The organism is Bradyrhizobium sp. PMVTL-01, assembly GCF_051861855.1.
In the GTDB taxonomy this organism is placed as follows: domain Bacteria; phylum Pseudomonadota; class Alphaproteobacteria; order Rhizobiales; family Xanthobacteraceae; genus Bradyrhizobium.
The window spans coordinates 558,238-581,151 of sequence record NZ_CP193982.1; the positions used below are offsets into that span (position 1 = coordinate 558,238).

The 22,914-nt window shown below is 65.3% G+C and carries 22 protein-coding genes; 10 read left to right on the top strand and 12 right to left on the bottom strand.

The annotated features are described in order from the left end of the window. Nucleotides 1-19: 19 nt before the first annotated feature. A complete protein-coding gene (locus ACRQ5Q_RS02585; protein ID WP_439372542.1) occupies nucleotides 20-1,183 on the top strand; it encodes a PLP-dependent cysteine synthase family protein in 1,164 nt (387 codons plus the stop codon). A 109-nt stretch (nucleotides 1,184-1,292) separates the two neighbouring features. Continuing rightward, complete coding sequence (locus ACRQ5Q_RS02590) at nucleotides 1,293-1,853, top strand: carboxymuconolactone decarboxylase family protein (protein WP_439395889.1); 561 nt, start codon at nucleotides 1,293-1,295, stop codon at nucleotides 1,851-1,853. Between the two features lie 16 nt (nucleotides 1,854-1,869). On the opposite strand, the gene ACRQ5Q_RS02595 is transcribed toward ACRQ5Q_RS02590, so the two are convergent. Further along, on the bottom strand, nucleotides 1,870-3,450 hold the full coding sequence (locus tag ACRQ5Q_RS02595; protein WP_439395891.1) for a diguanylate cyclase: 1,581 nt from the start codon (nucleotides 3,448-3,450) through the stop codon (nucleotides 1,870-1,872). Between the two features lie 185 nt (nucleotides 3,451-3,635). Continuing rightward, a complete protein-coding gene (locus ACRQ5Q_RS02600; RefSeq protein WP_439375780.1) occupies nucleotides 3,636-4,508 on the bottom strand; it encodes a hypothetical protein in 873 nt (290 codons plus the stop codon). Between the two features lie 214 nt (nucleotides 4,509-4,722). Here ACRQ5Q_RS02600 and ACRQ5Q_RS02605 point away from each other — a divergent pair, with 214 nt between their 5' ends. After that, nucleotides 4,723-4,971: a hypothetical protein gene (locus ACRQ5Q_RS02605; protein WP_439372545.1), complete on the top strand. Its 249-nt coding sequence runs from the start codon at nucleotides 4,723-4,725 to the stop codon at nucleotides 4,969-4,971. A gap of 174 nt (nucleotides 4,972-5,145) precedes the next feature. Here the strand turns inward: ACRQ5Q_RS02605 and ACRQ5Q_RS02610 are convergent, their stop codons facing one another. Next, the gene (locus ACRQ5Q_RS02610) at nucleotides 5,146-6,081 is read right to left on the bottom strand and encodes an alpha/beta hydrolase (RefSeq protein WP_439372546.1); all 936 of its coding nucleotides are present in this window, start codon (nucleotides 6,079-6,081) and stop codon (nucleotides 5,146-5,148) included. 141 nt (nucleotides 6,082-6,222) lie between these two features. Here ACRQ5Q_RS02610 and ACRQ5Q_RS02615 point away from each other — a divergent pair, with 141 nt between their 5' ends. Further along, nucleotides 6,223-7,110 carry a branched-chain amino acid aminotransferase gene (locus tag ACRQ5Q_RS02615; protein WP_439372547.1) on the top strand — a complete coding sequence of 296 codons (888 nt, stop codon included), beginning with the start codon at nucleotides 6,223-6,225 and terminating at the stop codon, nucleotides 7,108-7,110. Nucleotides 7,111-7,186: 76 nt separating this feature from the next. On the opposite strand, the gene ACRQ5Q_RS02620 is transcribed toward ACRQ5Q_RS02615, so the two are convergent. Both ACRQ5Q_RS02620 and phaR read right to left on the bottom strand, forming a co-directional pair. After that, complete coding sequence (locus tag ACRQ5Q_RS02620) at nucleotides 7,187-7,807, bottom strand: class I SAM-dependent methyltransferase (protein WP_439372548.1); 621 nt, start codon at nucleotides 7,805-7,807, stop codon at nucleotides 7,187-7,189. An 81-nt stretch (nucleotides 7,808-7,888) separates the two neighbouring features. Next, nucleotides 7,889-8,479, bottom strand: a complete 591-nt coding sequence (phaR, locus tag ACRQ5Q_RS02625; protein WP_080140538.1) for a polyhydroxyalkanoate synthesis repressor PhaR — start codon at nucleotides 8,477-8,479, stop codon at nucleotides 7,889-7,891. A 308-nt stretch (nucleotides 8,480-8,787) separates the two neighbouring features. Between phaR and ACRQ5Q_RS02630 the strand changes: the two genes are divergently transcribed. The 3 genes from ACRQ5Q_RS02630 to yddG all read left to right on the top strand — a co-directional run bounded on the left by ACRQ5Q_RS02630 (nucleotide 8,788) and on the right by yddG (nucleotide 11,938). Beyond that, nucleotides 8,788-9,966: an acetyl-CoA C-acetyltransferase gene (locus tag ACRQ5Q_RS02630; protein WP_439372549.1), complete on the top strand. Its 1,179-nt coding sequence runs from the start codon at nucleotides 8,788-8,790 to the stop codon at nucleotides 9,964-9,966. A gap of 251 nt (nucleotides 9,967-10,217) precedes the next feature. Next, on the top strand, nucleotides 10,218-10,943 hold the full coding sequence (phbB, locus tag ACRQ5Q_RS02635; RefSeq protein WP_439372550.1) for an acetoacetyl-CoA reductase: 726 nt from the start codon (nucleotides 10,218-10,220) through the stop codon (nucleotides 10,941-10,943). A 125-nt stretch (nucleotides 10,944-11,068) separates the two neighbouring features. Continuing rightward, nucleotides 11,069-11,938 (top strand): aromatic amino acid exporter YddG, encoded by an 870-nt coding sequence (yddG, locus tag ACRQ5Q_RS02640; RefSeq protein ID WP_439372551.1) that lies wholly within the window; start codon nucleotides 11,069-11,071, stop codon nucleotides 11,936-11,938. Nucleotides 11,939-12,074: 136 nt separating this feature from the next. Here yddG and ACRQ5Q_RS02645 read toward each other — a convergent pair whose 3' ends face one another. Next, complete coding sequence (locus ACRQ5Q_RS02645; protein ID WP_439372552.1) at nucleotides 12,075-12,497, bottom strand: cupin domain-containing protein; 423 nt, start codon at nucleotides 12,495-12,497, stop codon at nucleotides 12,075-12,077. Nucleotides 12,498-12,520: 23 nt separating this feature from the next. Continuing rightward, a complete protein-coding gene (gene gloB / locus ACRQ5Q_RS02650) occupies nucleotides 12,521-13,288 on the bottom strand; it encodes a hydroxyacylglutathione hydrolase (RefSeq protein ID WP_439372553.1) in 768 nt (255 codons plus the stop codon). Nucleotides 13,289-13,396: 108 nt separating this feature from the next. Here gloB and ACRQ5Q_RS02655 point away from each other — a divergent pair, with 108 nt between their 5' ends. Beyond that, complete coding sequence (locus ACRQ5Q_RS02655; RefSeq protein WP_439372554.1) at nucleotides 13,397-14,170, top strand: methyltransferase domain-containing protein; 774 nt, start codon at nucleotides 13,397-13,399, stop codon at nucleotides 14,168-14,170. Nucleotides 14,171-14,268: 98 nt separating this feature from the next. Here ACRQ5Q_RS02655 and ACRQ5Q_RS02660 read toward each other — a convergent pair whose 3' ends face one another. The 5 genes from ACRQ5Q_RS02660 to ACRQ5Q_RS02680 form a co-directional block, all read right to left on the bottom strand. Next, nucleotides 14,269-15,051, bottom strand: coding sequence for a DUF4167 domain-containing protein (locus tag ACRQ5Q_RS02660; RefSeq protein WP_439372555.1), 783 nt, complete (start codon nucleotides 15,049-15,051; stop codon nucleotides 14,269-14,271). Between the two features lie 454 nt (nucleotides 15,052-15,505). Further along, the gene (gene prmC, locus ACRQ5Q_RS02665; RefSeq protein WP_439395893.1) at nucleotides 15,506-16,384 is read right to left on the bottom strand and encodes a peptide chain release factor N(5)-glutamine methyltransferase; all 879 of its coding nucleotides are present in this window, start codon (nucleotides 16,382-16,384) and stop codon (nucleotides 15,506-15,508) included. A gap of 7 nt (nucleotides 16,385-16,391) precedes the next feature. Beyond that, nucleotides 16,392-17,477, bottom strand: a complete 1,086-nt coding sequence (gene prfA, locus ACRQ5Q_RS02670; RefSeq protein ID WP_439372556.1) for a peptide chain release factor 1 — start codon at nucleotides 17,475-17,477, stop codon at nucleotides 16,392-16,394. A 58-nt stretch (nucleotides 17,478-17,535) separates the two neighbouring features. Then, a complete protein-coding gene (gene ptsP, locus ACRQ5Q_RS02675) occupies nucleotides 17,536-19,803 on the bottom strand; it encodes a phosphoenolpyruvate--protein phosphotransferase (protein ID WP_439372557.1) in 2,268 nt (755 codons plus the stop codon). Between the two features lie 353 nt (nucleotides 19,804-20,156). Continuing rightward, nucleotides 20,157-21,413: an aspartate kinase gene (locus tag ACRQ5Q_RS02680; RefSeq protein WP_439395895.1), complete on the bottom strand. Its 1,257-nt coding sequence runs from the start codon at nucleotides 21,411-21,413 to the stop codon at nucleotides 20,157-20,159. A 152-nt stretch (nucleotides 21,414-21,565) separates the two neighbouring features. Here ACRQ5Q_RS02680 and ACRQ5Q_RS02685 point away from each other — a divergent pair, with 152 nt between their 5' ends. Next, a complete protein-coding gene (locus ACRQ5Q_RS02685; RefSeq protein ID WP_439372559.1) occupies nucleotides 21,566-22,033 on the top strand; it encodes a PH domain-containing protein in 468 nt (155 codons plus the stop codon). Between the two features lie 13 nt (nucleotides 22,034-22,046). Continuing rightward, nucleotides 22,047-22,814: a bifunctional 2-polyprenyl-6-hydroxyphenol methylase/3-demethylubiquinol 3-O-methyltransferase UbiG gene (gene ubiG, locus ACRQ5Q_RS02690; RefSeq protein WP_439372560.1), complete on the top strand. Its 768-nt coding sequence runs from the start codon at nucleotides 22,047-22,049 to the stop codon at nucleotides 22,812-22,814. Nucleotides 22,815-22,914 lie beyond the last annotated feature (100 nt).

Consider the following 22,914-nt stretch of genomic DNA (forward strand, 5'->3'; position numbering starts at 1 on the left):
ATCATGAGAGATTCGGGCGATGCAGACATTCCCCTTCCGCCAGCACAACCCGGCCGGGCCGGCCTACCGGCGCGGCTGGGTCGACGAGGCCGTCGCCGCGATCGAGGCCGACCAGTGCCGCACCGCCGATACGCACCTGATCCGGCTGATCGTGCCGGCGCTGTCAGGCATCGATATCTATCTGAAGGATGAATCCACGCATCCGACCGGCAGCCTGAAGCATCGTCTGGCGCGCTCGCTGTTTCTCTACGCGCTGTGCAACGGCCACATCCGCGAAGGCACGCCCGTCGTCGAGGCGTCGTCGGGATCGACCGCGGTGTCGGAGGCCTATTTCGCGCAGATGATCGGCGTGCCCTTCTATGCCGTGATGCCGCGCACGACCTCGGCGGAGAAGATCGCGGCGATCGAGCACTACGGCGGCAACTGCCATCTGATCGACGACGGCCGCGCGCTCTATGCGGAGGCTGCCGCGCTCGCCGCCCGGCTGAACGGCCATTACATGGACCAGTTCACCTTCGCCGAGCGCGCCACCGACTGGCGCGGCAACAACAACATCGCCGAATCGATCTTCACGCAATTGGCGGGCGAGCCGCGGCCGATCCCGGACTGGATCGTGATGGGCGCGGGCACCGGCGGCACCTCTGCCACCATCGGACGCTATCTGCGCTATCGCCAGTATCCGACGCGGCTGTGCGTCGCCGATGTCGAGCAATCCGCCTTCTTCGACTGCTTCCGCTCGCAGGACCGTTCCCGGGTTTGTGACCGTCCGTCGCTGATCGAAGGCGTTGGCCGTCCCCGCTGCGAGCCATCCTTCGTGCCGGGCGTCGTCGACCGCATGATGAAGATCCCGGATGCGGCGACGATCGCGGCGATGAACGTGCTGTCGCGCCGGCTGCGCCGCGTGGTCGGCGGCTCCACCGGCACCAATTTCTTGGCGCTGTGCCGGCTTGCCTCGGAGATGCGCAAGGCGAATGTGACGGGATCGCTGGTGACGCTGATCTGCGATTCCGGCGAGCGCTACCGGCAGACCTACTATGAGGGCGAATGGCTGAAAGCGCGCGGCCTCGATCCGGCACCGGTCGAGGCGGCGCTGTCCTCGTTCCTCGACACAGGTGAGCCGCTGGCCCTTGACGTCGACGACGTCGTCAATCCGCAGGGCGCACGAGGTCCAAAGGCCTCGTAGCTGATATTTCCCTGCAATTTGCGAAATGGCACGGTCGTCACGGCAACTTCACTTGCCATGTGCAGGCACGCGGGCGACCGTTCGCTCTTCTCAACGAGGAGATCCCGCCGTGCGCCTTCCCATTCTCGATCCCAAGGATCTGACCAGCGAACAGAAGCCGCTCTATGACGACATGCAGGCCGGCATCAAGGACCACTTCAAGGGCTTTGTGAACCTGCGCGACGACGGCGCGCTGCTGGGGCCCTGGAATCCCTGGATCCGCGAGCCGCGCTTCGGCACGCCGGTATGGGAGCTGGTCAAGGCGATCGCGTCGAATCCGCTGCTGCCGGCGGCCGTGCGCGAGGTCGCGATCCTCGTCACCGGCTCGCATTTCCGTTCCGGCTACGAGCTCTATGCCCATGTGCTGGTGGCCGAGCAGCGCGGCCTTTCCGACGAGAAGCTCGCGACCATCGTCGCCGGCCAGCGGCCGGTCGATCTCACCAAGCAGGAGGCGGTCGCCTACGACATGGCCTCGGCCCTGGTGAGAGGCGGCGTGCTGCCGGAGCTGACTTATCGCGCGGCGGTGAAGGAGTTCGGGGAGCACGGTGCGGCCGAGCTGTCTTATCTCGTCGGCGTCTACTGCATGGTCTCGGTCACGCTCAACACCTTCGACGTGCCGGTGCCGGATTAGACGCAGCTTCCGCAGGTCACTCCGCCGCCTTGCTTGCAGGCGGCGGGGGCGCGAAGGCGATGCAGCGATTGCGGCCTTCAGTCTTGGCCCGATAGAGCGCTTGATCGGCGGCGCCCATCAGCGCGTCGATGCCGGACATGCTGGCGGTGGCCGCGGCGATGCCGATGCTTAGGGTGAGGCCGAACTGGATCTTCTCGGCAAAGAGCTGCGTATTCATCACGCGCTTGCGGATGCGCTCGGCCACCGTCCTCGCCCGGGACAGGCTGGTCTCGGGCAGCAGAACGGCGAATTCCTCGCCGCCGAGACGGCCGACGATGTCCGACTTGCGCTTGCCGTCGAGGCACGCGGCCGCAACGGCCTTGATCGCTGCATCGCCAACGGCATGGCCGTAGCGATCATTGACCGATTTGAAGTGGTCGATGTCCAGCATCAGCACCGAGACGGAGCGGTAGTAGCGCTGGAAGCGGCTCCATTCCGCATCGAGGCTCTCGAGGAAGTGGCGACGGTTGTAGAGGCCGGTGAGGGGATCGGTGGTGGCGAGCGTCTCCAGCATCGCGGCTTTTTGCGTAAGATCGGTGATGTCGACATAGGTCAGCATGCGCCCGCCATTCGACATCGTGGTGCAATGGGCCCTGATGCGGCGGCCGTCCGGCGTCTGCAGGTCGCGCACATGATCGCCGGCCTTGACCTCTTCGACGCGCCGCGCCGGAAACTTCGCGAGCTCGCTGTTTGGAAGATTGGGCGCGCTGGCGCGATGCAGGCGCCGCACCAGCGATGAATAGGCCGGCCGGCTCGCTGCCTCGTCTTCGCTGACGTCCCAGAACCGCCGCATCCGCCGGTTCATGAAAGTGGCGTGCAGGTCGGAATCGAGAAGGAGCACGCCGTCCTGGACATTCTCCAGCGCATCCCGCAGCAGCTTCAGCTCGTCGGAGGTACGCACGATGTCGGTGACGGGCGTATAGGTCAGCATGCGGCCGCCGTCGGGCAATGGCGTGACCTGGACGCGCACGACATCGCCATTGGTCCGGCGCAGGTCGATCGGGGTCGGATCACCCGCCTCGATCACGCGGACGCGCTCCGTGACCAGCGCATCGAGCTCGGGGTCCGGCACCTCGTAGGCACCGGTGTCGCGTCCGTGGTGAAGCAGCGTGAGAATGGATGGATTGCTGTCGGCAACCTCGTCGGGCAGGCGCCACATCTGGCGAAACGACCGGTTGATCAGGCGTGCCCTGAGGTGAGGGTCGAGCAGCACGATGCCGGTCGGCACATGATCGAGCGCGGCGCGCAGCGCCAGCATCTGGCCGCGCATCAACGCGTCGGACGAGCGTTCCCGCTCCTCGCCCGCCGCCCGCTCGCTGCCCGGCCGCTCGAAGGCGACCCCCACCTGGCGGTCGGATCGCCAGACCGCGCGACAGGCCAGAATCTCGCGCCCCGCGAGCCTGAGCTGGAACCGCTCGGGCACGCCCAAGCCGCTCTCCATTTCGAGCGTCGCGGCCTCCTCGGTCAGCCGGCGTACGATGCAATCGATCGACGACTGGCCGAAATCGAAGAAGATTTTCCCGGCGAGGAACGTCCGTTCCGAAACCAAGCGGGACATTCGCAGACTCCGACACGTAACGCGGTGAAAAGCTCGCGTAGTGTCGCGCAACGTTCCTTGCATCGGGGTAACGCGATGGATGTTTTGGGATGAGGATTAACGATTCCTTGACGGGTGATACGGGACGCGTTCCGCCCGATCGATAGCAGCCGCCGCGCTCGATCAGAAATCCGCTACGACCCCAGTCAGTTGCGCACCGCGTAAAGCGGCGTGCGCAGCGTCAGCTGGTAGGCTGGCTTCGGCGTCCACGCGATCTGCGCTGTGATGCCGAACAGGCGGTTGTCGTTGTCGTCCATGCGGTCGAGGTCGAGGCGCAGGGTCGGCTGGGTGAAGGACGCAGCCAGCGTTCGCCCGGCGAACTGCGCGCCGCCGAAAGACTGCAGGCCGAGCCGCCCGGTGAACTTCCAGTTGCTCGGCCATTGGTAATAGCCGCCGGCATAGAGGATCGTGTTCGGCCGGATGCTGGCGAACGGGCTGGCGATGGTGGTGTGGGTATATTGCACGCCGGCCAGCCAGCCCCGCGTCTCGTCCTCGTCGAGCGCGTAGTCGAATTCCAGGATGTTGTTGAAGGAATTCGTCATGCCCTGTTCGTTCGGCACCGACTGCGTCAGGGTCGATTGCAGCGTGATGGTCGGGATCTTGCCGCCATTCTGCTGGTAGAGGTCGGCCTGCACCCCGATGTTCCAGCTGGTGATGTCGAAGGACGACCAGCCGCTGCCGATGTCCACGGTCGAGCCCGACACGCCGCCATAGAGCGAGACGCGGTCGGTGACGTCGACGGTCAGCGGCAGGTCGACGGCGATCGCCTTTGCCGCCGGCAAGCCGTTCGGCAGCGTCGTGCCTCGTCGTACCGCCAGGGATTCGAAGGCCGCCGACAGCGAGGTGGTGCCGAAGCCGAGCCCGAGCGTGCCCGCCGGGATTGCCGCGTAGCTGGTGCGCAGGTCGAGATAGATGTTCGGCACAGCCGGCTTTGCCGGCTTGTCCTCCTCATCGTCGGCCGCGAAGGCGGCGCCTGCCGGGATCGCCAGCCACAGCAGTCCCGTCGCGGCACCGCGCAAAGCCGGACGACGGGATTGGCTGCGATGGGGCACGTGACGATCCGACGCGTTACGATTTGATGGCAAATCCGTTGTTAGATGGAACGTGATCGCTTCCGTGGTCAAGCGCTATCCGCAGACGATGGACGACGCGGATGCGCGCGGGTACCCTGCCGTGATCGCACTGACACACCCGCCGGCCAGAGTGCAGGCCGGACAAAGGAGAATGACAGCCATGAACACGTCACGCCGCATCCTGCTCACCGGTCTGGCGGGGCTCGCTGTTGCTCCGACCGTTGCTGCCGCCGCTGCACCCATGGCCGAACCCGCCGACGTGACGGTCGCCGAGGAGCGTTTCGCGCGCACGATTGCGGCCGCGCATGCGCCCGACATTACCTGCGCGCGGCAGGCCCAACGCTATGCGGACGCACACTGGCTGGAATATGTCGTGGCGGCGAGGGCGGTAATTGGGTCGAGGGCGTGACGTTGCTATCTTCCTTCTCCCCTTGTCGGAGAAGGTGGCGCGAAGCGCCGGATGATGGGTCCTCTCCACGAATTCACTGCGCGATTTTGTTGCGCGGAGAGAGAGCCCTCACCCGTCTCGGCGCTGCGCGGCGAGCCACCCTCTCCCGCAAGGCGAGAGGGTTAACGAAGTGCCTCACCTCTCCACCGCCCGCCTGACCTGCTCGCCGATCTGCGACAGCACGAGCTGCGCCTGGGGCAGGATCGCGCCCATGGCGTGGAAATTGTGGACCATGCCGTCATGGCAGACGTGCTCGACGGCAACGCCCGCGGTGAGCAGCTTGCGCGCATAGGCGTTGCCTTCGTCGCGCATCGGGTCGAACTCGGCGGTGTGGATGATCGCGGTAGGCAGGCCTGTGAGCCTGCTTGCGCGCAACGGCGAGATGCGTGGATCGGAAGCATCGAAGCCCCCGGGCAGGTAGTCGGCGAGATCGGCTTCGATCGTGATGCGGTCGATCAGGTGGCCTTCGGCAAATTCCTCGCGCGAGGGTGAGGTCTCCTCGAAATCCAGCACCGGGCAGATCAGGCATTGCGCCACGATGGAGAGGCCGGCGTTTTGCAAAGCTTCCTGGCACACGATCGCCGCCAATGTGGCGCCGGCCGAATCGCCGCCGACAACCAGCCGCTCCGCATCGATGCCGAGCGAGGGCGCCTGGCGCGCGACCCATTCGGTCGCGGCGATCGCATCGTCCACGGCTGCGGGAAATTTGTGCTCGGGCGCGAGCCGGTAGTCGACCGAGACCAGGCGGCATCCGGTCGCATGCGCAAGTGCCGCGGCGATGCGGTCATGCGTGGCGATGCTGCCGGCGACGAGGCCGCCGCCATGGAAGAACACGAAGCCCGGCGCGCGCTCGCCTGCAGAGGGAGGCGAATAGAGCCGATAGGGAAGCGCTCCGCCGGGGCCGGGCAGCATGCCGTCGGACGCGGTCACGTCAGGCGCATCAGTGCGTGCGAACTGCATCAGTTTTGCCAGCGATTGCCGCCGCGCCTCGACGCTGGGCCTGCTTCGTGCTTGCGGCCCAGCCGCAGCCATCATGGTCAACAAACGCTTTGCGAGCGGGTCGAGTGGCATGCTGCTTCCCTCTCTCCTTTATGGAAAACGCGTGGCCTACCTCATGGGGAAGGGTAACCTACCTCTTCTGCGCAGGGAATCATTTAGAAGTTCCACCAATAGTGACGCTATACTGCGGCATCGTGCCAAGGGAGGTAGGTCATGGCCGAGATCAAGAAGCCAATCGAATATTCACCAAGCTGGACCTTCTTCGATGGCAAATGGCATGACGGCAACGTGCCGATCATGGGGCCGCGCACGCATGCGGCCTGGCTCGGCTCGGTCGTGTTCGACGGCGCCCGTGCGTTCGAAGGCGTCGCGCCCGATCTCGACCTTCACATGGCCCGCACCAACCAATCCGCGATCAGCTTCGGCCTGAAGCCGGTGGTCGATACCGGCACCTGGCTCGCGCTCGCAAACGAAGGCATCGCGCGTTTCGCGGCGAATGCCGAGCTCTATATCCGTCCGATGTACTGGGCGCAGAGCGGGCTCGGCGGCGGCGTGCTGTTCGATCCTGAGTCCACCAACTGGTGTCTGTGCATCTACGAGGCGCCGATACCGAAACCCGTCGGCAACGCGATCACGCTCTCGCCGTTCCGCAGGCCCACCACCGAATGCGCGCCGGTCGAAGCGAAGGCAGCCTGCCTCTATCCCAACAATTCGCGCGCACTCGCCGAAGCGACCTCACGCGGCTTCCAGAATGCGTTGATGCTCGACATGCTCGGCAATGTCGCCGAGTTCGGCAATTCCAACGTGTTCATGGCCAAGGACGGCGTGGTGTTCACGCCGGTGCCGAACGGCACCTTCCTCAACGGTATCACCCGCCAGCGCGTCATCAGCCTGCTTCGCGGCGATGGCATCACCGTGGTCGAGAAGACGCTGCGCTATGCCGATTTCCTCGCCGCCGACGAGATCTTTTCAACGGGCAATTTCGCCAAGGTCGCGCCGGTGATCCGCATCGACGAGCGCGAGCTGAAGCCGGGCCCGCTCTACACCAAGGCGCGCAAGCTCTATTGGGACTTTGCGCATGCGGTGAAGCTGGCTGCGTAGGTCTCGCTGCTTCCGCGTACAGCGTCATTGCGAGCTTGTGGGAGCATCGACAATCCACAACTCGAGCCGCGCCGCTTTATGAGCCCCGCCTCCGAAACCGGCTGAACTGAAACGCCTGCGTGGAATCCCACGGTGTGCGGTGCGTCTCGCGCCGCGTCTCGACCAGCTCGAACGCCGGCCCGAGCTCAGCCGCGAGGCTCGCGCCGTCATGGCGCTGCACCGGCAGGCCGCTGCATTTCTCCGGCCCGTCGGGTGCGAACGTGGCGATGATGACTTGGCCGCCGGGGCCAACCGCCGACCGCAGGCGCTCGACGTAAGCCGCCCTGTCGTCGGGAGCGGTCAGGAAGTGAAACGCCGCGCGATCGTGCCAGACATCGTAGGTCCTGGTTGGCTGCCATGTCGTGGCATCGGCGACGATCCAGTCGACCGTTGAGGCGGCTTGGCCGATTCGCTTCTTGGCAACGTCGAGCGCGTTGGCGGAGAGGTCCAGCACGGACAGGCGGCGATATCCGTCCTGAAGCAGCGCGTCGACCAGTCGCGACGCACCGCCGCCAATATCGATGATGGCGGCGTCACGATCCGGGTTGGCCGCGCGAATCATCGCGAGCGAGATCGCCGGGCTGTCCTGATACCAGCTGACCTCGGCCTCGCCCTTGGTGGCGTAGACGTTGTCCCAGTGCGTGGTGCGCTCAGACATGGCGTGCTCCGGCCGTGGCCGGGAATCAACTGGCAATTCGCGCGCCCGCCGTATGCGGACGCGCCGGCGCGAACGAACGACCTATTCGTCCTTCTTCGACATCCGCTCGAGGCGCTCCTGCATTTCCTTCATCTGCTGGCGCAAATCGTCGATGTTGCTGTCCTTCGGCGCCTCGGCGTTCGCATCGGGCTCCGGCTCCGGGCTGGCCGCCGGGCGAGGCGCGGCGAACGGCTTGAACATCGAGAAGGTCTGCTGGAACAGCTCCATGTTGCGACGAACCTGCTCCTCCAGCGGCGCAAACGGAGTGCCGGACAGCGTATTGGCAATCTGCTTGCGGAACTTCTCCTGCTCCTGGGTCAGCGTCGCGATGGACTGCTCCAGATATTTCGGCACCACCATCTGCATGCTGTCGCCGTAGAAGCGGATCAGCTGGCGCAGGAAGGTGGTCGGGAGCAGGTTCTGGCCGGCCTTGTTCTCCTGCTCGAAGATGATCTGGGCGAGCACGGAGCGGGTGATGTCGTCGCCGGTCTTGGCGTCGTAGACCAGGAAATCTTCGCCGTCCTTGACCATGGCGGCGAGGTCTTCCAGCGTCACGTAAGTACTCGTTCCGGTGTTATAGAGCCGGCGGTTCGCGTATTTCTTGATCGTGGTGGGTTGGTCTGATTTCGCCATGGGCTCTCACTTGCAAAAACGCTGAGAACGGGAACCCGGCGGCTATGCCGCAGGGCGGGACGAGTACGCAACGCAACAAAATAAGCATTTTCAAAGGGGTCACGCTACCGTTTTGTGCGCCACGGTTAATCCGGCAGCAAAAACGTGCTTGCGAAAGCGTCAAGAACGCTATTTTGAATGCGCTGCGGCAAGGATTCGGCCCCCCCGCCGATTGACATGCCTCAACGACGTTAACAGGATGGCTGACGAGACTGGCGAGCGTTTTTCCAGCCCCGCCTGCCCCTTCACAAGAACCTCAGGAGATGCCCATGTCAGACGATGTCGTCATCGTCAGCGCCGCCCGCACCCCGGTCGGAAGCTTCAACGGAGCCTTCGCGACCCTTCCTGCCCATGACCTCGGCGCCGTCGCCATCAAGGCCGCGCTGGAGCGCGCCGGCATCGAGCCCGGCCGAGTCTCCGAAGTCATCATGGGCCAGATCCTCACCGCCGCCCAGGGCCAGAACCCGGCCCGCCAGGCCTCGATCATGGCTGGCATTCCGGTGGAAAGCCCGGCCTGGGGCGTCAACCAGCTTTGCGGCTCGGGCCTGCGTACGGTCGCGCTCGGCTATCAGGCGCTGCTCAACGGCGATTCCGAGATCGTGGTCGCCGGCGGCCAGGAATCCATGAGCATGGCCCCTCACGCCCAGCACCTGCGCGGCGGCGTCAAGATGGGCGGCCTCGAGCTGGTCGACACCATGATCAAGGACGGCCTCTGGGATGCCTTCAACGGCTACCACATGGGCAACACCGCCGAGAACGTTGCGCGCCAGTGGCAGATCACTCGCGCCCAGCAGGACGAGTTCGCGGTCGCCTCGCAGCAGAAGGCCGAGGCCGCCCAGAAGGCCGGCAAGTTCAACGACGAGATCGTCCCCGTCACCATCAAGACCCGCAAGGGCGACGTGGTCGTCAGCGCCGACGAATATCCGCGCCATGGCGCCACGCTCGACGCGATGGCGAAGCTCAAGCCGGCCTTTGAGAAGGACGGCACGGTCACCGCGGGCTCGGCCTCGGGCATCAATGACGGCGCTGCCGCCGTGGTGCTGATGACCGCCAAGCAGGCCGCCAAGGAAGGCAAGAAGCCGCTCGCGCGCATCGTGTCCTGGGCGCAGGCCGGCGTCGATCCGAAGATCATGGGCTCGGGCCCGATCCCGGCCTCACGCGCTGCACTGAAGAAGGCCGGCTGGAATGTCGGTGATCTCGATCTGATCGAGGCCAACGAGGCCTTTGCGGCGCAGGCCTGCGCCGTCAACAAGGACCTCGGCTGGGATACCTCGAAGGTCAACGTCAATGGCGGCGCGATCGCGATCGGCCACCCCGTCGGTGCCTCCGGCGCGCGCGTGCTCGTGACGCTGCTGCACGAGATGCAGAAGCGCGATTCGAAGAAGGGCCTTGCCACGCTGTGCATCGGCGGCGGCATGGGTATCGCGATGTGTCTGGCGCGCGACTGAAGGTCGCTGACGTGAAACTGACGCGTGCGCCGCACACCTGATTGAGTGCGTTGCACGCGACTAAAAAAGCGGCGGTTGCAAATCAAATATTCTTCGCAACCGCGCAGGCCTCGACTAAAGAGAAACGCCCGGCTCACGCCGGGCGTTTTGTTCTTGATGTCCGTCAAACGTCCCGCATAATCCTTGGCTAATAACGATCACTCAGAAACGTCCGAAGAGTCCAAGGAAGAGTCCAAGGGAAGGAATACGATATGGCACGTGTTGCACTGGTGACGGGTGGTACGCGGGGCATCGGAGCTGCGATCAGCAAGGCGCTGAAGGCGGCCGGCTACAAGGTCGCGGCAAGCTATGCCGGCAACGATGCGGCGGCGGAGAAGTTCAAGGCCGAGACCGGCATTGCCGTCTACAAATGGGACGTCAGCAATTTCGACGCCTGCGCCGAAGGCGTGAAAAAAGTCGAGGCCGAGGTCGGCCCGGTCGACGTGCTCGTCAACAATGCCGGCATCACCAAGGACGGCGCCTTCCACAAGATGAGCCTCGAGCAATGGAACGCCGTGATCGGCACCAATCTCGGGTCGCTGTTCAACATGTCGCGCCAGGTGATCGAAGGCATGCGCGGGCGCAAGTTCGGCCGCATCATCAACATCTCCTCGATCAACGGCCAGAAGGGCCAGTTCGGCCAGGTGAACTATTCCGCGGCCAAGGCCGGCGAGATCGGCTTCACCAAGGCCCTGGCGCTGGAGAACGCCAAGGGCGGCGTCACCGTGAACGCGATATGCCCGGGCTACATCAACACCGAGATGGTGCAGGCGGTGCCGAAGGACGTGCTGGAAAAGTCCATCCTGCCGCTGATCCCGATCGGCCGTCTCGGCGAGCCCGAGGAGATCGCGCGCGCCGTCGTGTTCCTCGCCGCCGATGAGGCCGGCGCAATCACCGGGTCGACGCTGTCGGTCAACGGCGGCCAGTACATGGTGTGATGCGATCGCATCACGTTCGATCATATAGGTGACTTCGTCATGCCCGGGCTTGTCCCGGGCATCATGCCCTGTCATTCCGGGGCTGGCGCTACGCGCCATCCCGGAATGAAGAGGCCTCCATTTCGATGACTCCCCGCACTGCGACGCTGATCGGACTGACGGCGATCCTGATGTGGTCGCTGCTGTCGGTGATGACGGTTGCGACCGGAAAGATTCCGGCGTTCCAGCTCGCCGCGATGACCTTCGCGATCGGCGGTCTCGTCGGCCTGCTGACCTGGATGGGTCGCGGCGATGCCGCCAAAAGCCTGCGCCAGCCGCTGGTGGTGTGGGCCGTCGGCGTCGGCGGCTTGTTCGGCTACCACGCCCTCTATTTCCTCGCGCTGCGCTTTGCGCCGCCGGCCGAAGCCGGCCTGTTGAACTATCTCTGGCCGCTGCTCATCGTGCTGTTCTCGTCGTTCCTGCCGGGCGAGCGCCTCGCCGTGCACCACATCGTCGGCGCCGTGCTTGGCCTCGTCGGCACCGTGCTGCTGTTCGCCGGCAACACCATCGGCTTCGCGCCGGGGGCAGTGCCCGGATTGATCGCGGCCTTCATCGCCGCCTTCGTCTGGGCAACCTATTCGGTGCTGTCGCGCCGGTTGAAAGCGGTGCCGACCGACGCGGTCGCGGGCTTCTGTCTCGCTACATCAGTGCTTGCCGCGCTGATGCATGGCGCGCTGGAGACCACCGTGTGGCCGGAAACCACGCTGCAATGGCTCTCCGTGATCGCGCTCGGCATCGGGCCGGTGGGCGCCGCCTTCTACGCCTGGGACATCGGCATGAAGCGCGGCGATATCCGCGTGCTCGGCGCCGCCTCCTACGCGACGCCGCTGCTCTCGACCGGCTTCCTCATCGCCGCCGGCTTTGCCAAAGCCAGCGCCAACATCGCCATCGCCGCGGTCCTGATTGCCGGCGGCGGCCTGATCGCGGCCAAGGACATGGTGTTGAGGAAGCGATGATTGTCATTCCGGCGCGCGCGACGTGCGAGCCCGGAATTCATCGATCCGCGTCAATGGTGGCGAGATGGATTCTCCGATGCGCAATGGCGCATCATCGTTCGCCGCTTGCGTGGCGCCCCGGAGTGACGCTGTTGGCCTACGGCTCCCAGCCGTTCGGTGCCAGCTCGAACTTCGCGAACTCGAATGCCGGCGCCACGCTGCAGCCGACCAGCGTCCACTCGCCCGTGGTCTCCGCCATCTGCCAGGCATTGGCCGGCACGATTCCCTGCGGCCGCTCGCCGCCGAAGAGATCCGTGCCGAGCCGCACCTCGTGCTGCGAGCAGCCGTCGTGGGCGATGCGCAGCGTCAAGGGGCTGCCGGCATAGTAGTGCCAGGTCTCGACCGCGTCGATGCGATGCCAGTGCGAGCGTTCGCCGCGCGCGAGCAGGAAGTAGATCAGGGTCGAGCGCGAACGCCCGTTGGCGTCGGTGGTCTGATCGCGAAAGGTCTCGCGATAGTGCCCGCCCTCGGGATGCGGGCGAAGTTCGAGGCGCGCGATGATCTCGGCTGCGGTCGGCATCGATCCTCGTCAGGACTTGTTCTTCAGGACTTGTTCTTGCGCTCGCGGAGCTCGCCGAACACCGCGGCGGCATCCGCGCCTTTCATGTGGAGCCTGGCTGCAACCGACGGCTCATCGGCGCGCAGGAACACATTCGCCCGCTTCTCGTCGCCAAGCAGCACGGGAATGGTCGGCTTGTTCTCGGCCCGCAGCTTGGCCACCTCGGCCGCGCGCGCCTGCAGCGCCGCATTGTCGGGGTCGACGGTGAGGGCGAACTTGACGTTGGACGCCGTGTATTCGTGGCCGCAATAGAGCTTGAAGTCGTCGGGCAGCGCGCGCAGCTTCAACAGCGAATCCCACATCATCGGATAGGTGCCCTCGAACACGCGGCCGCAGCCGATCGAGAACAGCGTGTCGGCGGCGAACACCGTCTTCTCATTGTCGAACACGTAGGAGATGTGGTCGAGCGTGTGGCCGGGCGTCTCCACTACGCGCGCCAGCAGATTGCCGATCTTGACCACGTCGGCATTGGCGACACGCAGATCGACGTTGGCGATCTTCGTCGTCTTGTCATGCGGCGCGACGACGCGGCAATTGTATTTCTGCTTGAGTTCGGCGACCCCGCCGACATGATCGCCATGGTGATGGGTGATCAGGATGTCGGTGAGCTGCCAGCCCTCGCGCTCCAGCGCCTGCAGGATCGGGCCGGCCTCCGGCGCGTCGATCGACGCCGTCGCCTTGGTTTCCGGATCGTGGATCAGATAACCGAAATTGTCGTTTAAACAGGTGAAAGTACGAATTTCGGCGGCCATGACCTCTCCATCGCGCTCAGCCCCGACCGACAAATATGGCGTTAACGTTGCCCAGGCAATGCAATATTCCGCGCGCAGGCGTGCCCTCGCGCATGTTACATTGCCGTCATGACAATCGATGTCGTCGACCTCCGCGAGTTCTATTCCCGTCGCCTCGGGATTGTGGCGCGGCAGATGATCAATCGCGGCATCCGGCAGCGCTGGCCGGGCGCCGAGGGCCAGCGCGTGCTCGGCATCGGTTATCCCACCCCCTATCTGGGATTGTTCCGCGAAGACGCCGAGCGCTGCATCGCCTTCATGCCGGCCGCCCAGGGTGTCCTGAAATGGCCGACGGGACGGCCGGCGCTGGCCTCGCTGGTCGACGAGTTCTCGCTGCCGCTTCCCGACGCCGCGGTCGACCGCATCCTGCTGGTCCATGCGCTGGAGATGTCGGACGATCCGGCCGCGCTGCTGCGCGAGGTGTGGCGGGTGCTGTCGGGCTCGGGCCGCGTCATCGCGGTGATCCCGAACCGGCGCGGCGTATGGACCCGCACCGACAGCACGCCGTTCGGTCACGGCCGGCCCTATTCGCGCTCGCAGATCACCGACCTGTTGCGCCAGACCTGGTTCACGCCGACGGCCTGGGGCGAAGCGCTGTTCATGCCGCCCTATGCCGGCGGCTGGGTGCTGAGATCGGCGCAGATGTGGGAGCGTGCCGGGGCGGCGCTGTCGCTGCCCTTTGCCGGCGTGCATATCGTCGAGGCGACCAAGCAGGTCTATCGCGCGATTCCCGCCAAGCGCGAGCGCGCGCGCCTGATTCCCTCGCTGGCCAAGCCCGTGCTGGTGCCATCCTCGACGACGGTGACGCGCAGCTCGTTTTCACCTCTCCCCCGGGAGAGGTGATCCGTGCCTGCGGCTCTCACCGATTCAGCTACCGCATATCTCCAAAAAAAATCGTCCCGGCGTGGCCGGGACGATTCAGGTCAGAAATCAGAAGAGGCTTACTCGCCGGAAGCGACCTCGTCGCTGGGCGCGGCGGGAGCCGCTTCGCGATCGGGACGCGGCCCATGCGGCCGGCGCCGACGGCGCGGATAGCGCTCGCCGCCGCCACCGCCGCCCTCGAAGCCGCCCTGGCCGCCATTCACCTGCGGCTGTGCGCCGGTGATGAAGGATGGCAGGCGGTCGACGCTGCCGGTATCGGCAATGACGGGCTGCGGCTGGTTCGCGGGTTGCGGCTGCGGCTGATATTGCGGCTGCGGACGATGGTCGCGTTCGCGGTGCTCGCGCGGCTGCTGGTTGTCGCGCTGATAGGGCTGCTGATTGTCGCGCTGCTGGTGATCACGCTGGTGATGATCGCGCTGGCCGTCGCGGTCGCGCATGAAGGGCTGCTGCTGCGGCGGCTGCGGCACGAAGCCCGGCTCCTGGCCGAACGCCGAGAAGTTCTCGCCGTCGTCGTCGCTGTCGTCGCCGCTGCTGTTGCTGATCGGCTCGTCGCCACGCGGCTGCTGGTTCTGGCGGAACTGCTCCTGGGCGGCCGCGATCAGGCGGAAATAATGCTCGGCATGCTGGTAGTAGTTCTCGGCCGCAACGGGGTCGCCGGAGGAGCGCGCATCGCGCGCGAGCTGGAGATACTTCTCGGCGATATGCGAGGCCGTGCCGCGGATCTTGATGTCGGGCCCGTTGGACTCGTAGACCCGGGTCATCGGGTTCTGGCCGCGCCGGTTGTTGTTGTTGTTATTGTTGTTGCGGTTGCGCATCCGCTGCTTGTTCTGACCGTTTCTCATGTCCTGCCTTTAATTCCAGCCCTAAAGGTTGCACGCACTACTGATTGCCGAGACTGACCTGGTGACAGCGGTTCACCTCGCTCGTACGCACCGCGCACGAGAGCGGATCGAGCCCTGCCGATGTTCGTCGACCGTCGCGTTCAACAAAGACGCGTTCCCCCCGCCAGCATCCATTGCCAGCGAACCCATTCATATCGCCTGCCGAAACAAGCCCAGCTTTCTTGCGTAAGTCTTCAAGCGCAATAACAGGCTTTCGTTCACGTTGCGGTCGGAGAGCAGCGCAGCTCACTGGCCATCGCGCTCAACCCTGCGGCTTGGAACCTTAATCAGTAAAGCTCTCGCCTGAGAGCCCGGCTTTCGCCCGTAGGTCTACGGGGCCGGCACCGATGTGTTGACCGGAACGTAGTCGTTCCCAAGGGATATTCCAAGAGCTTTTTACAGACCAATCCGGCTTTTATGGGGGCATTTTTCGGGCCGAAACGGCCCGTGGGATACCCGCCAAATCGGCCATGGGCGGCCTGTCCACCACTAACGCGGCAGCGGCCATCAAGGTTTCAATATTCCGGGCCTGGCCCTGCCCGGCCTCGACGATCAAAGCCCCGCCGGGGACGAGGCGCTCGGCCGCCTGCGGGATCAGGGCGCGGTAGGCGTCATATCCGTCATTGCCGCCGTCGAGCGCCAGATGCGGATCGTGCTCTCGCACATCGACGCTCAATTTCGGAATTTCGGCGGAAGGAATATAGGGCGGGTTCGACACGATGAGATCGAACGGACCCGAGAGCGCGGCCAGATAGGAGCAGCCAACGAAGGCAGAACGGTTGCCAAGGCCGAGGGCGGCGGCATTGCCCCGCGCGGTGCCGAGCGCGGTGAGGCTGAGATCGGTGCCGACACCGAAGGCATCGGGAATCTCGTGCAGCAGCGCGAGCAGGATCGCGCCCGAACCGGTGCCGATGTCGACGATGCGGGGGCGGTGAATCTTCTGCTCGCGAAAGAGCTCGAGCGCACGCTCGACCACCGTTTCGGTGTCGGGGCGCGGAACCAGGGTCGCCTCCGACAGGCGAAAGGACAGGCCCCAGAATTCGCGCATCCCGAGGATGCGCGCCACCGGTTCGCCCGCGATCCGTCGCCCCGCATATTGCGCGAGCTGCAACGCTTCGGCGCTCGTCAGGGGCCGGGCGGCCTGTGCAATGAGGCCGGTGAGATCGAGGCCAACCACGGCACCGATCAGGATGCGGGCGTCGAGCTCGGCTTCGTCGAGCTGTGCAGATCGCAGCTGCGCCGCCACCGCGCGCCGTGCGCTCTCGATCGATTGTCCTGTGAAGCCGTTGCTCACGCGCGCGTCACGCCGCCGCGCCTTGCGCGGCGAGCTGTGCGGCCTGGTGTTCGGTCGTGAGTGCGTCGATCAATTCGCCCAGCGCTTCGCCTGCTATCACCTGCGGCAGCTTGTAGAGCGTCAGGTTGATGCGATGGTCGGTGACACGTCCTTGCGGGAAATTATAGGTGCGGATGCGCTCCGAGCGATCGCCTGAGCCGACCTTCTCCTTGCGCTCGGCCGAGCGCGCGGCGTCGACGCGCTGGCGCTCGGCGTCGTAGATGCGCGAGCGCAGGATGTTCATGGCCGAGGCGCGGTTCTTGTGCTGCGAGCGGCTGTCCTGCATCATCACCACGATGCCGGTCGGGATGTGGGTGATGCGGATCGCCGATTCGGTCTTGTTGACGTGCTGGCCGCCGGCGCCTTGCGCGCGCATGGTCTCGATGCGCAGGTCTTCGTTCTTGATGTCGACGTCGACATCCTCGACCTCCGGCAGCACCGCGACGGTGGCGGCGGACGTATGGATGCGCCCTTGCGTCTCGGTATCGGGCACGCGCTGCACGCGGTGCACGCCGGATTCGAATTTCAGCTTCGAGAACGCGCCGCGGCCCTGCACCTGCGCGATGATTTCCTTGTAGCCGCCGACGGTGCCTTCGCTCGCCGAGATCACCTCGACCTTCCAGCCCTGCAGGGCAGCGAAGCGCTCGTACATCCGGAACAGGTCGCCCGCGAACAGCGAGGCCTCGTCGCCGCCGGTGCCGGCGCGGATTTCCAACACCACGTTGCGATCGTCCATGGCGTCCCTGGGCAGCAGCGCGACGCGGATCTTCTGGACCAGCTGCTCAATTTTCGGCGTCAGTTCGTCGCGCTCGGCTTCCGCCATGCCGCGCATCTCGGCATCGGTCGCGGGATCGGCGATGAGGGCCTCGGTATCGGCGAGCTCCTTGACTGCGGACCGATAAGTCTTGACCGCCTCGACCAGCGGGGTGATCTCGGCGAGCTCACGCGTGATCTGCACGTAGCGTTCGGAGGCGAGCTGCCCGAGCGACTCGGCCTCGAGCGAAGCGTGATGCGCGAGCAGGACGTCCAGTTTGGCTTCGGGGAGTGACGACATCGGTTCAGTCTCAAGGGGCGGAAGGAGGCGAGGGCGGCGGGAGCGGGCGACAGGCCCGCTACAACGCAAGGCCCTCGGCCTCGGCAAATTCCGTCAGCTTCTGCCGGATCGAGACGCTGCCCGCGGGCGCATCCAGCAGAGGGTTGAGCATCGCTTCGGCCTTCTTGGCGTCGAGATCGAGCACCATCGCCTTGACCGGGCCGAGCGCGGTCGCCGAGAGCGACAGCGAGCGATAGCCGAGCGCGATCAGCGCCAGTGCGCCGATGGGCTTGGAGGCCATCTCGCCGCAGAGCGAGAGCGACTTCTGCGCGGCTTGCGCCTTGCGCGCGATATCGCGGAGCGCGCGCAGGATCGGCGCCGACATCGTGTCGAAGCGCTCGGAGACCTTGGCATTGCCGCGGTCCACCGCGAACAGGAACTGGAACAGATCGTTGGAGCCGACCGAGATGAAATCGACCTTCTTCAGGAGCTCGTCGAGCTGGTAGAGCAGGGCGGGCACCTCGACCATGGTGCCGATGTCGATTCTTTCAGGCAGCGTGTGGCCGTGCTGGCGTAAGTATGTCAGCTCGCGCTCGACGAGCGCCTTCGCCGAATCAAATTCGGCGACCTCCGAGATCATCGGGAACATGATGCGCAGCGCACGGCCGCCGCCGGCGCGCAAGAGCGCGCGGATCTGACCGCGCAACAGGCCGGGGCGATCGAGCCCGAGCCGGATCGCCCGCCAGCCGAGCGCAGGATTTTCCTCGATCACCGCTTCCATGTAGGGCAGCGCCTTGTCGCCGCCGATATCGAGGGTGCGGAAGGTGACGGGCTTGTCGCCCGCGGCATCCAGCACGGTGCGATAGAGCGCGAGCTGGTCGCTGGTGCGCGGCAGGCTCTGGCCGACCATGAACTGCAGCTCGGTGCGGAACAGGCCGATGCCGGCGCTGCCGGTATCCTCGATATGGGGCAGGTCGATCGCGAGACCTGCGTTGATCATCAGCTCGACCTTCTGGCCATCTTTGGTGACGCAGGGCCGGTCGCGCAGTGCCAGATATTGCGCCTGGCGGCGGGCGCGGAAGCGCACGCGCTCGGCGAAAGCGGCTTCGATCTCCTGCGACGGACGCACATAGATCGAGCCGGACGTGCCGTCGACGATGATGGCATCGCCGGGATCGGCGATGCCGGGCGCGTTCGGCACCTCGCCGACCGCGGGGATGCCGAGCGCCCGCGCCACGATCGAGACGTGGGAGTTGGCGGTGCCCTCCTCCAGCACGATGCCGCGCAGGCGCTTGCGGTCGTAGTCGAGCAGCGCCGCCGGGCCCATCGCGCGCGCGATGACGATGGCATTGTCGGGCAATTGCTCGCGCGACGGCGCATGATCCTGGCCGACCAGCTGCCGCATCAGGCGGTAGCCGAGATCCTCGAGATCGTGCAGGCGGTCGCGCAAATAAGGATCCGTCGAGCGCAGCATGCGCGCGCGGGTGTCGGACTGCACGCGCTCGACGGCGGCTTCCGCGGTGAGGCCGGTGGCGACCGCCTCGTGCAGCTTGTGCGACCAGCCCTGGTCGTTGGCGAACATGCGGTAGGCTTCCAGCACCTCGCGGTGCTCGCCGCCCTCGGCAACGTCGCCGCGCTCCAGCATGCGGTCGAGGTCGGCGCGCAGCTTGGCGAGGGCGGTGTCCAGCCGCTTGATTTCCTTCGGCAGGTCCTCGGCGATGTAATCCTTGATGACGACGCGCGGCTCGTGCAGCACGACGTGGCCGAGCGCGATGCCTTCCGACAGGATGGCGCCGACCTTCTGCGCCGAATGGCGCGCGGCAGGCTCCAGGCCCGGCTGGGCCAGCGCCGACAGCTCGCCGGAGGCGATGAGTTCCGCCAACACCATGGCGGTGGTCTGCAGTGCCTCGAGCTCTTCCTCGACGTAATTGCGCTTGGCGCGGTTCTGCACCACCAGCACGCCGAGCGTGTTGCCGGCGCGCAGGATCGGCACGCCGAGGAAGGAGTGATAGATTTCTTCGCCGGTCTCGGGACGGAACGAGAAGGCCGGATGGCTCTGCGCGTCGCTCAAGTTGAGCGGGGTCGCCTCGCTCGCGACGAGACCAACGAGGCCCTCGTGGGCGCTGAGCACGGTGTGGTGCACAGCCTCGCGGTTGAGACCCTCGGTGGCGTAGAGCTCGAGCGTGTTGTCGACGCGCAGCACGTAGACCGAGCACACCTCGGCCACCATGTTGGCGGCGATCAGCACCACGATCTTGTCCAGCCGCTCCTGGGCCGAGACCTGCTCCGCCATGGTTTCGCGGAGCCGTCTCAACAAGACGCGGGGACCTCCCGACGCGCTCCGCATGTAGCCTCAATCTCCTCCGTCTGCCCGGCCCGGCGGTATCGGCCGGCGGCTGGCCCAAAACTCTAGAAAAACAACCAATTTGTTTGTCCGGTGCAGGCGCAAACTCTCGCCTGCACCGAATCAGCGCCGCCTGAACCGGAACACAGTTTGCGGCAGCCCACCCTCTTCGCCGTATAGCGAACTGGGGCTTGTTTTGCCAAGCAAAACGCCTGCCAAACGCGAAGGTGTGTACACCTTCGCGTTTGCTGCGACCGCTAAGAGAAAATTAGCCCAGTCATGGTCCGGAAAGTGCAAAGTGCTTTTCCGGAGAGACCGTGCTCAAAGACGATATGAAGCGCGACGACGATCGCGCTTCAGGCCTGATCGAGGCCGTAGAGCGTATGCAGGGTGCGCACCGCCAGCTCGGTATAGGCGGCGTCGATCAAAACCGAGAATTTGATCTCTGAGGTTGTAATGGCCCGGATGTTGATATTCCGCCCTGCGAGGGCCGAGAACGCCTGGGCGGCGACGCCGGCGTGGCTGCGCATGCCGCTCCCGATCACCGAGATTTTTGCGACGTCGGTAGCGGTATCAAGCCGGGCATAGCCGATCTTGGCCTTGGCAGCGGTAATCGTGTCCTTGGCGCGGGTGTAGTCGGCGGCCGGGACCGTGAAGGTGAGGTCGGTGGTCTTGCCGTCCTCGGAGACGTTCTGCACGATCATGTCGACGTTGATGTTGGCTTCCGCCAGCGGCCCGAAGATCGAGGCCGCAACGCCCGGCTTGTCTTCGATCTGGCGCACCGAGATCTGGGCCTCGTCCTTCGAAAAGGCGATGCCGGTGACGACGTGGTTTTCCATGATCTCCTCCTCGCCGCAGATCAGCGTGCCGGGCGGCTGGTTGGCATGCGGGTCGATGTCCTCGGGCTTGTCGAAGCTCGAGCGGACGAAGATCGGCATGTTGTGAACCATGCCGAGTTCCACAGAGCGAACCTGGAGCACTTTTGCGCCCTGCGAGGCCAGTTCCAGCATGTCCTCGAACGCGATCTTATCCAGCCTCTTGGCCTTCGCCACGATTCGCGGGTCGGTGGTGTAGACGCCATCGACGTCGGTGTAGATGTCGCAGCGGTCGGCCTTGACGGCTGCGGCGACCGCCACGGCCGAGGTGTCGGAGCCGCCGCGGCCGAGCGTGGTGATCCGGCCGGTTTCGGCGTTGATGCCCTGGAAGCCGGCGATGACGGCGACCTCCTTGCGCTCCTTAAAGCGCTTGATGATCTCGCTGCCGTCGATGTCCTCGATCCGCGCCGAGGCATGGGCGCCGCTGGTTTTGATCGGGATCTGCCAGCCCTGCCACGAGCGGGCCTGGATGCCCATGCTCTGCAGCACGATGGCAAGCAGGCCGGACGTGACCTGCTCGCCTGAGGCGACGACGGCGTCGTATTCGCGCGCGTCGTGCATCGGTGAGGCCTCGGTGCACCAGGCCACCAGCTCGTTGGTCTTGCCCGACATCGCCGAGACCACCACCGCCACTTCATGGCCGGCGTCGACCTCACGCTTCACGTGGCGTGCGACGTTGCGGATGCGTTCGATGTTGGCGACGGATGTGCCGCCGAATTTCATCACGAGGCGGCTCATGACGACGCGTGCATTCCCTCATAAGGATCAGTATGGTGACCCGCACCGGACGGCTGCCTGCGGACACCGACCGCGCGTATACAGAGCGGCGGGGCCGGGGGCAAGCGGGTTCCTGCGGGGGCAGGGTGCGGGGTAGTGGGTTAACCGAGATCATGGCGCGTTATATCGACGAGATCCTGCAGCCCGGCGAGCGAGTGCTGTATTCGACCAATGCGCACTGGATCTTCTATTTCCCGGCGATCGTGGCCTGGATCGTGGCCTTGGTCCTGTTCGTCCTGTCCCGCCAGGCCACCGCCGACGGGCTCGTTTTGCTTTGCCTCGTCGCTTCGGGGCTGGTGGCTCTGGCGGCCCTGTATTGGACCCTTAAGGGCTGGTTCCATCGCTTCACCACCGAGACCGACGTCACCAATTTGCGGGTCGTGCACAAGACCGGGTTCATCAAGCGCCGCACTTTCGAGATGGCGCTGGACAAGGTCGAGAGCGTCGATGTCGACCAGACCATTCTTGGACGTATTCTCAACTACGGCGACGTGACGATTCGCGGCGTCGGTGAGGGGATCGAGACGATCAGGACCATCGCCTCGCCGCTCGCCTTCCGTAGTTCGATCACCACGCGGTAGGACCGCGCGTAACATGAGCATGCAGCAAAATACCTCCCTATCCGCCCAGCCGGGCTCGACCGTCGACGCCGCCGAGATCGCCAAATTCTCGAAACTCTCGGCGGAGTGGTGGGATCCCAAGGGCAAGATGGCGCCGCTGCACCGGATCAACCCGCTGCGGCTCGGCTATATCCGCGACGCCGCCTGCCGCAAGTTCGCGCGCAACGTGCGCAGCCTCAACTGCCTCGGCGGATTGCGCGTGCTGGACATCGGCTGCGGCGCCGGCCTGCTCTGCGAGCCGCTGTCGCGCCTCGGCGCACAGGTCATCGGCATCGATCCCTCGCAGAGCAACATCGCCGCCGCGAAGCTCCACGCCGACAAGAGCCATCTTGCGATCGACTATCGCTGCACCACGGTGGAGGAGATCGATCCGCGCGAGCGCTTCGACATCGTGCTGGCGATGGAGGTGGTCGAGCACGTCACCGACGTCGGCATGTTCCTGAAACGCTGTGCCTCGATGCTGAAGCCGAACGGGCTGATGGTGGTCTCGACGCTGAACCGGAACTGGAAGAGCTTTGCGCTCGCCATCGTCGGCGCCGAATACGTCCTGCGCTGGCTGCCGCGCGGCACGCACGAATGGAACAAATTCGTCACCCCCGACGAGCTGACCAAGTACCTGCTCGACAACCGACTCGTCATCACCGAGCAGACCGGCGTCGTCTACTCACCCTTCGCCGACAAATGGAGCCTCTCGTCGGACATGGACGTGAACTACATGGTGGTCGCGGAAGCGATGGTGTGAGGGGGCAACCCTGCGGACATACAAATAGTGTCGTCCCGGCGAAGTTTGTTGCGTGAGCATCGCACCCATGACATCCGCGTAATTGACCTGCTTCGCCGCC

What these genes read in the sequence shown, in the direction of transcription:
- ACRQ5Q_RS02585 (WP_439372542.1), top strand. Translation starts at nt 20, where the DNA reads ATGCAGACATTCCCCTTCCGCCAGCACAACCCGGCCGGGCCGGCCTAC.
- ACRQ5Q_RS02595 (WP_439395891.1), bottom strand. Translation starts at nt 3,450, where the DNA reads ATGTCCCGCTTGGTTTCGGAACGGACGTTCCTCGCCGGGAAAATCTTC.
- ACRQ5Q_RS02605 (WP_439372545.1), top strand. Translation starts at nt 4,723, where the DNA reads ATGAACACGTCACGCCGCATCCTGCTCACCGGTCTGGCGGGGCTCGCT.
- ACRQ5Q_RS02610 (WP_439372546.1), bottom strand. Translation starts at nt 6,081, where the DNA reads ATGCCACTCGACCCGCTCGCAAAGCGTTTGTTGACCATGATGGCTGCG.
- ACRQ5Q_RS02615 (WP_439372547.1), top strand. Translation starts at nt 6,223, where the DNA reads ATGGCCGAGATCAAGAAGCCAATCGAATATTCACCAAGCTGGACCTTC.
- ACRQ5Q_RS02620 (WP_439372548.1), bottom strand. Translation starts at nt 7,807, where the DNA reads ATGTCTGAGCGCACCACGCACTGGGACAACGTCTACGCCACCAAGGGC.
- phaR (WP_080140538.1), bottom strand. Translation starts at nt 8,479, where the DNA reads ATGGCGAAATCAGACCAACCCACCACGATCAAGAAATACGCGAACCGC.
- ACRQ5Q_RS02630 (WP_439372549.1), top strand. Translation starts at nt 8,788, where the DNA reads ATGTCAGACGATGTCGTCATCGTCAGCGCCGCCCGCACCCCGGTCGGA.
- phbB (WP_439372550.1), top strand. Translation starts at nt 10,218, where the DNA reads ATGGCACGTGTTGCACTGGTGACGGGTGGTACGCGGGGCATCGGAGCT.
- yddG (WP_439372551.1), top strand. Translation starts at nt 11,069, where the DNA reads ATGACTCCCCGCACTGCGACGCTGATCGGACTGACGGCGATCCTGATG.
- ACRQ5Q_RS02645 (WP_439372552.1), bottom strand. Translation starts at nt 12,497, where the DNA reads ATGCCGACCGCAGCCGAGATCATCGCGCGCCTCGAACTTCGCCCGCAT.
- gloB (WP_439372553.1), bottom strand. Translation starts at nt 13,288, where the DNA reads ATGGCCGCCGAAATTCGTACTTTCACCTGTTTAAACGACAATTTCGGT.
- ACRQ5Q_RS02655 (WP_439372554.1), top strand. Translation starts at nt 13,397, where the DNA reads ATGACAATCGATGTCGTCGACCTCCGCGAGTTCTATTCCCGTCGCCTC.
- ACRQ5Q_RS02660 (WP_439372555.1), bottom strand. Translation starts at nt 15,051, where the DNA reads ATGAGAAACGGTCAGAACAAGCAGCGGATGCGCAACCGCAACAACAAT.
- prfA (WP_439372556.1), bottom strand. Translation starts at nt 17,477, where the DNA reads ATGTCGTCACTCCCCGAAGCCAAACTGGACGTCCTGCTCGCGCATCAC.
- ptsP (WP_439372557.1), bottom strand. Translation starts at nt 19,803, where the DNA reads ATGCGGAGCGCGTCGGGAGGTCCCCGCGTCTTGTTGAGACGGCTCCGC.
- ACRQ5Q_RS02680 (WP_439395895.1), bottom strand. Translation starts at nt 21,413, where the DNA reads ATGAGCCGCCTCGTGATGAAATTCGGCGGCACATCCGTCGCCAACATC.
- ACRQ5Q_RS02685 (WP_439372559.1), top strand. Translation starts at nt 21,566, where the DNA reads ATGGCGCGTTATATCGACGAGATCCTGCAGCCCGGCGAGCGAGTGCTG.
- ubiG (WP_439372560.1), top strand. Translation starts at nt 22,047, where the DNA reads ATGAGCATGCAGCAAAATACCTCCCTATCCGCCCAGCCGGGCTCGACC.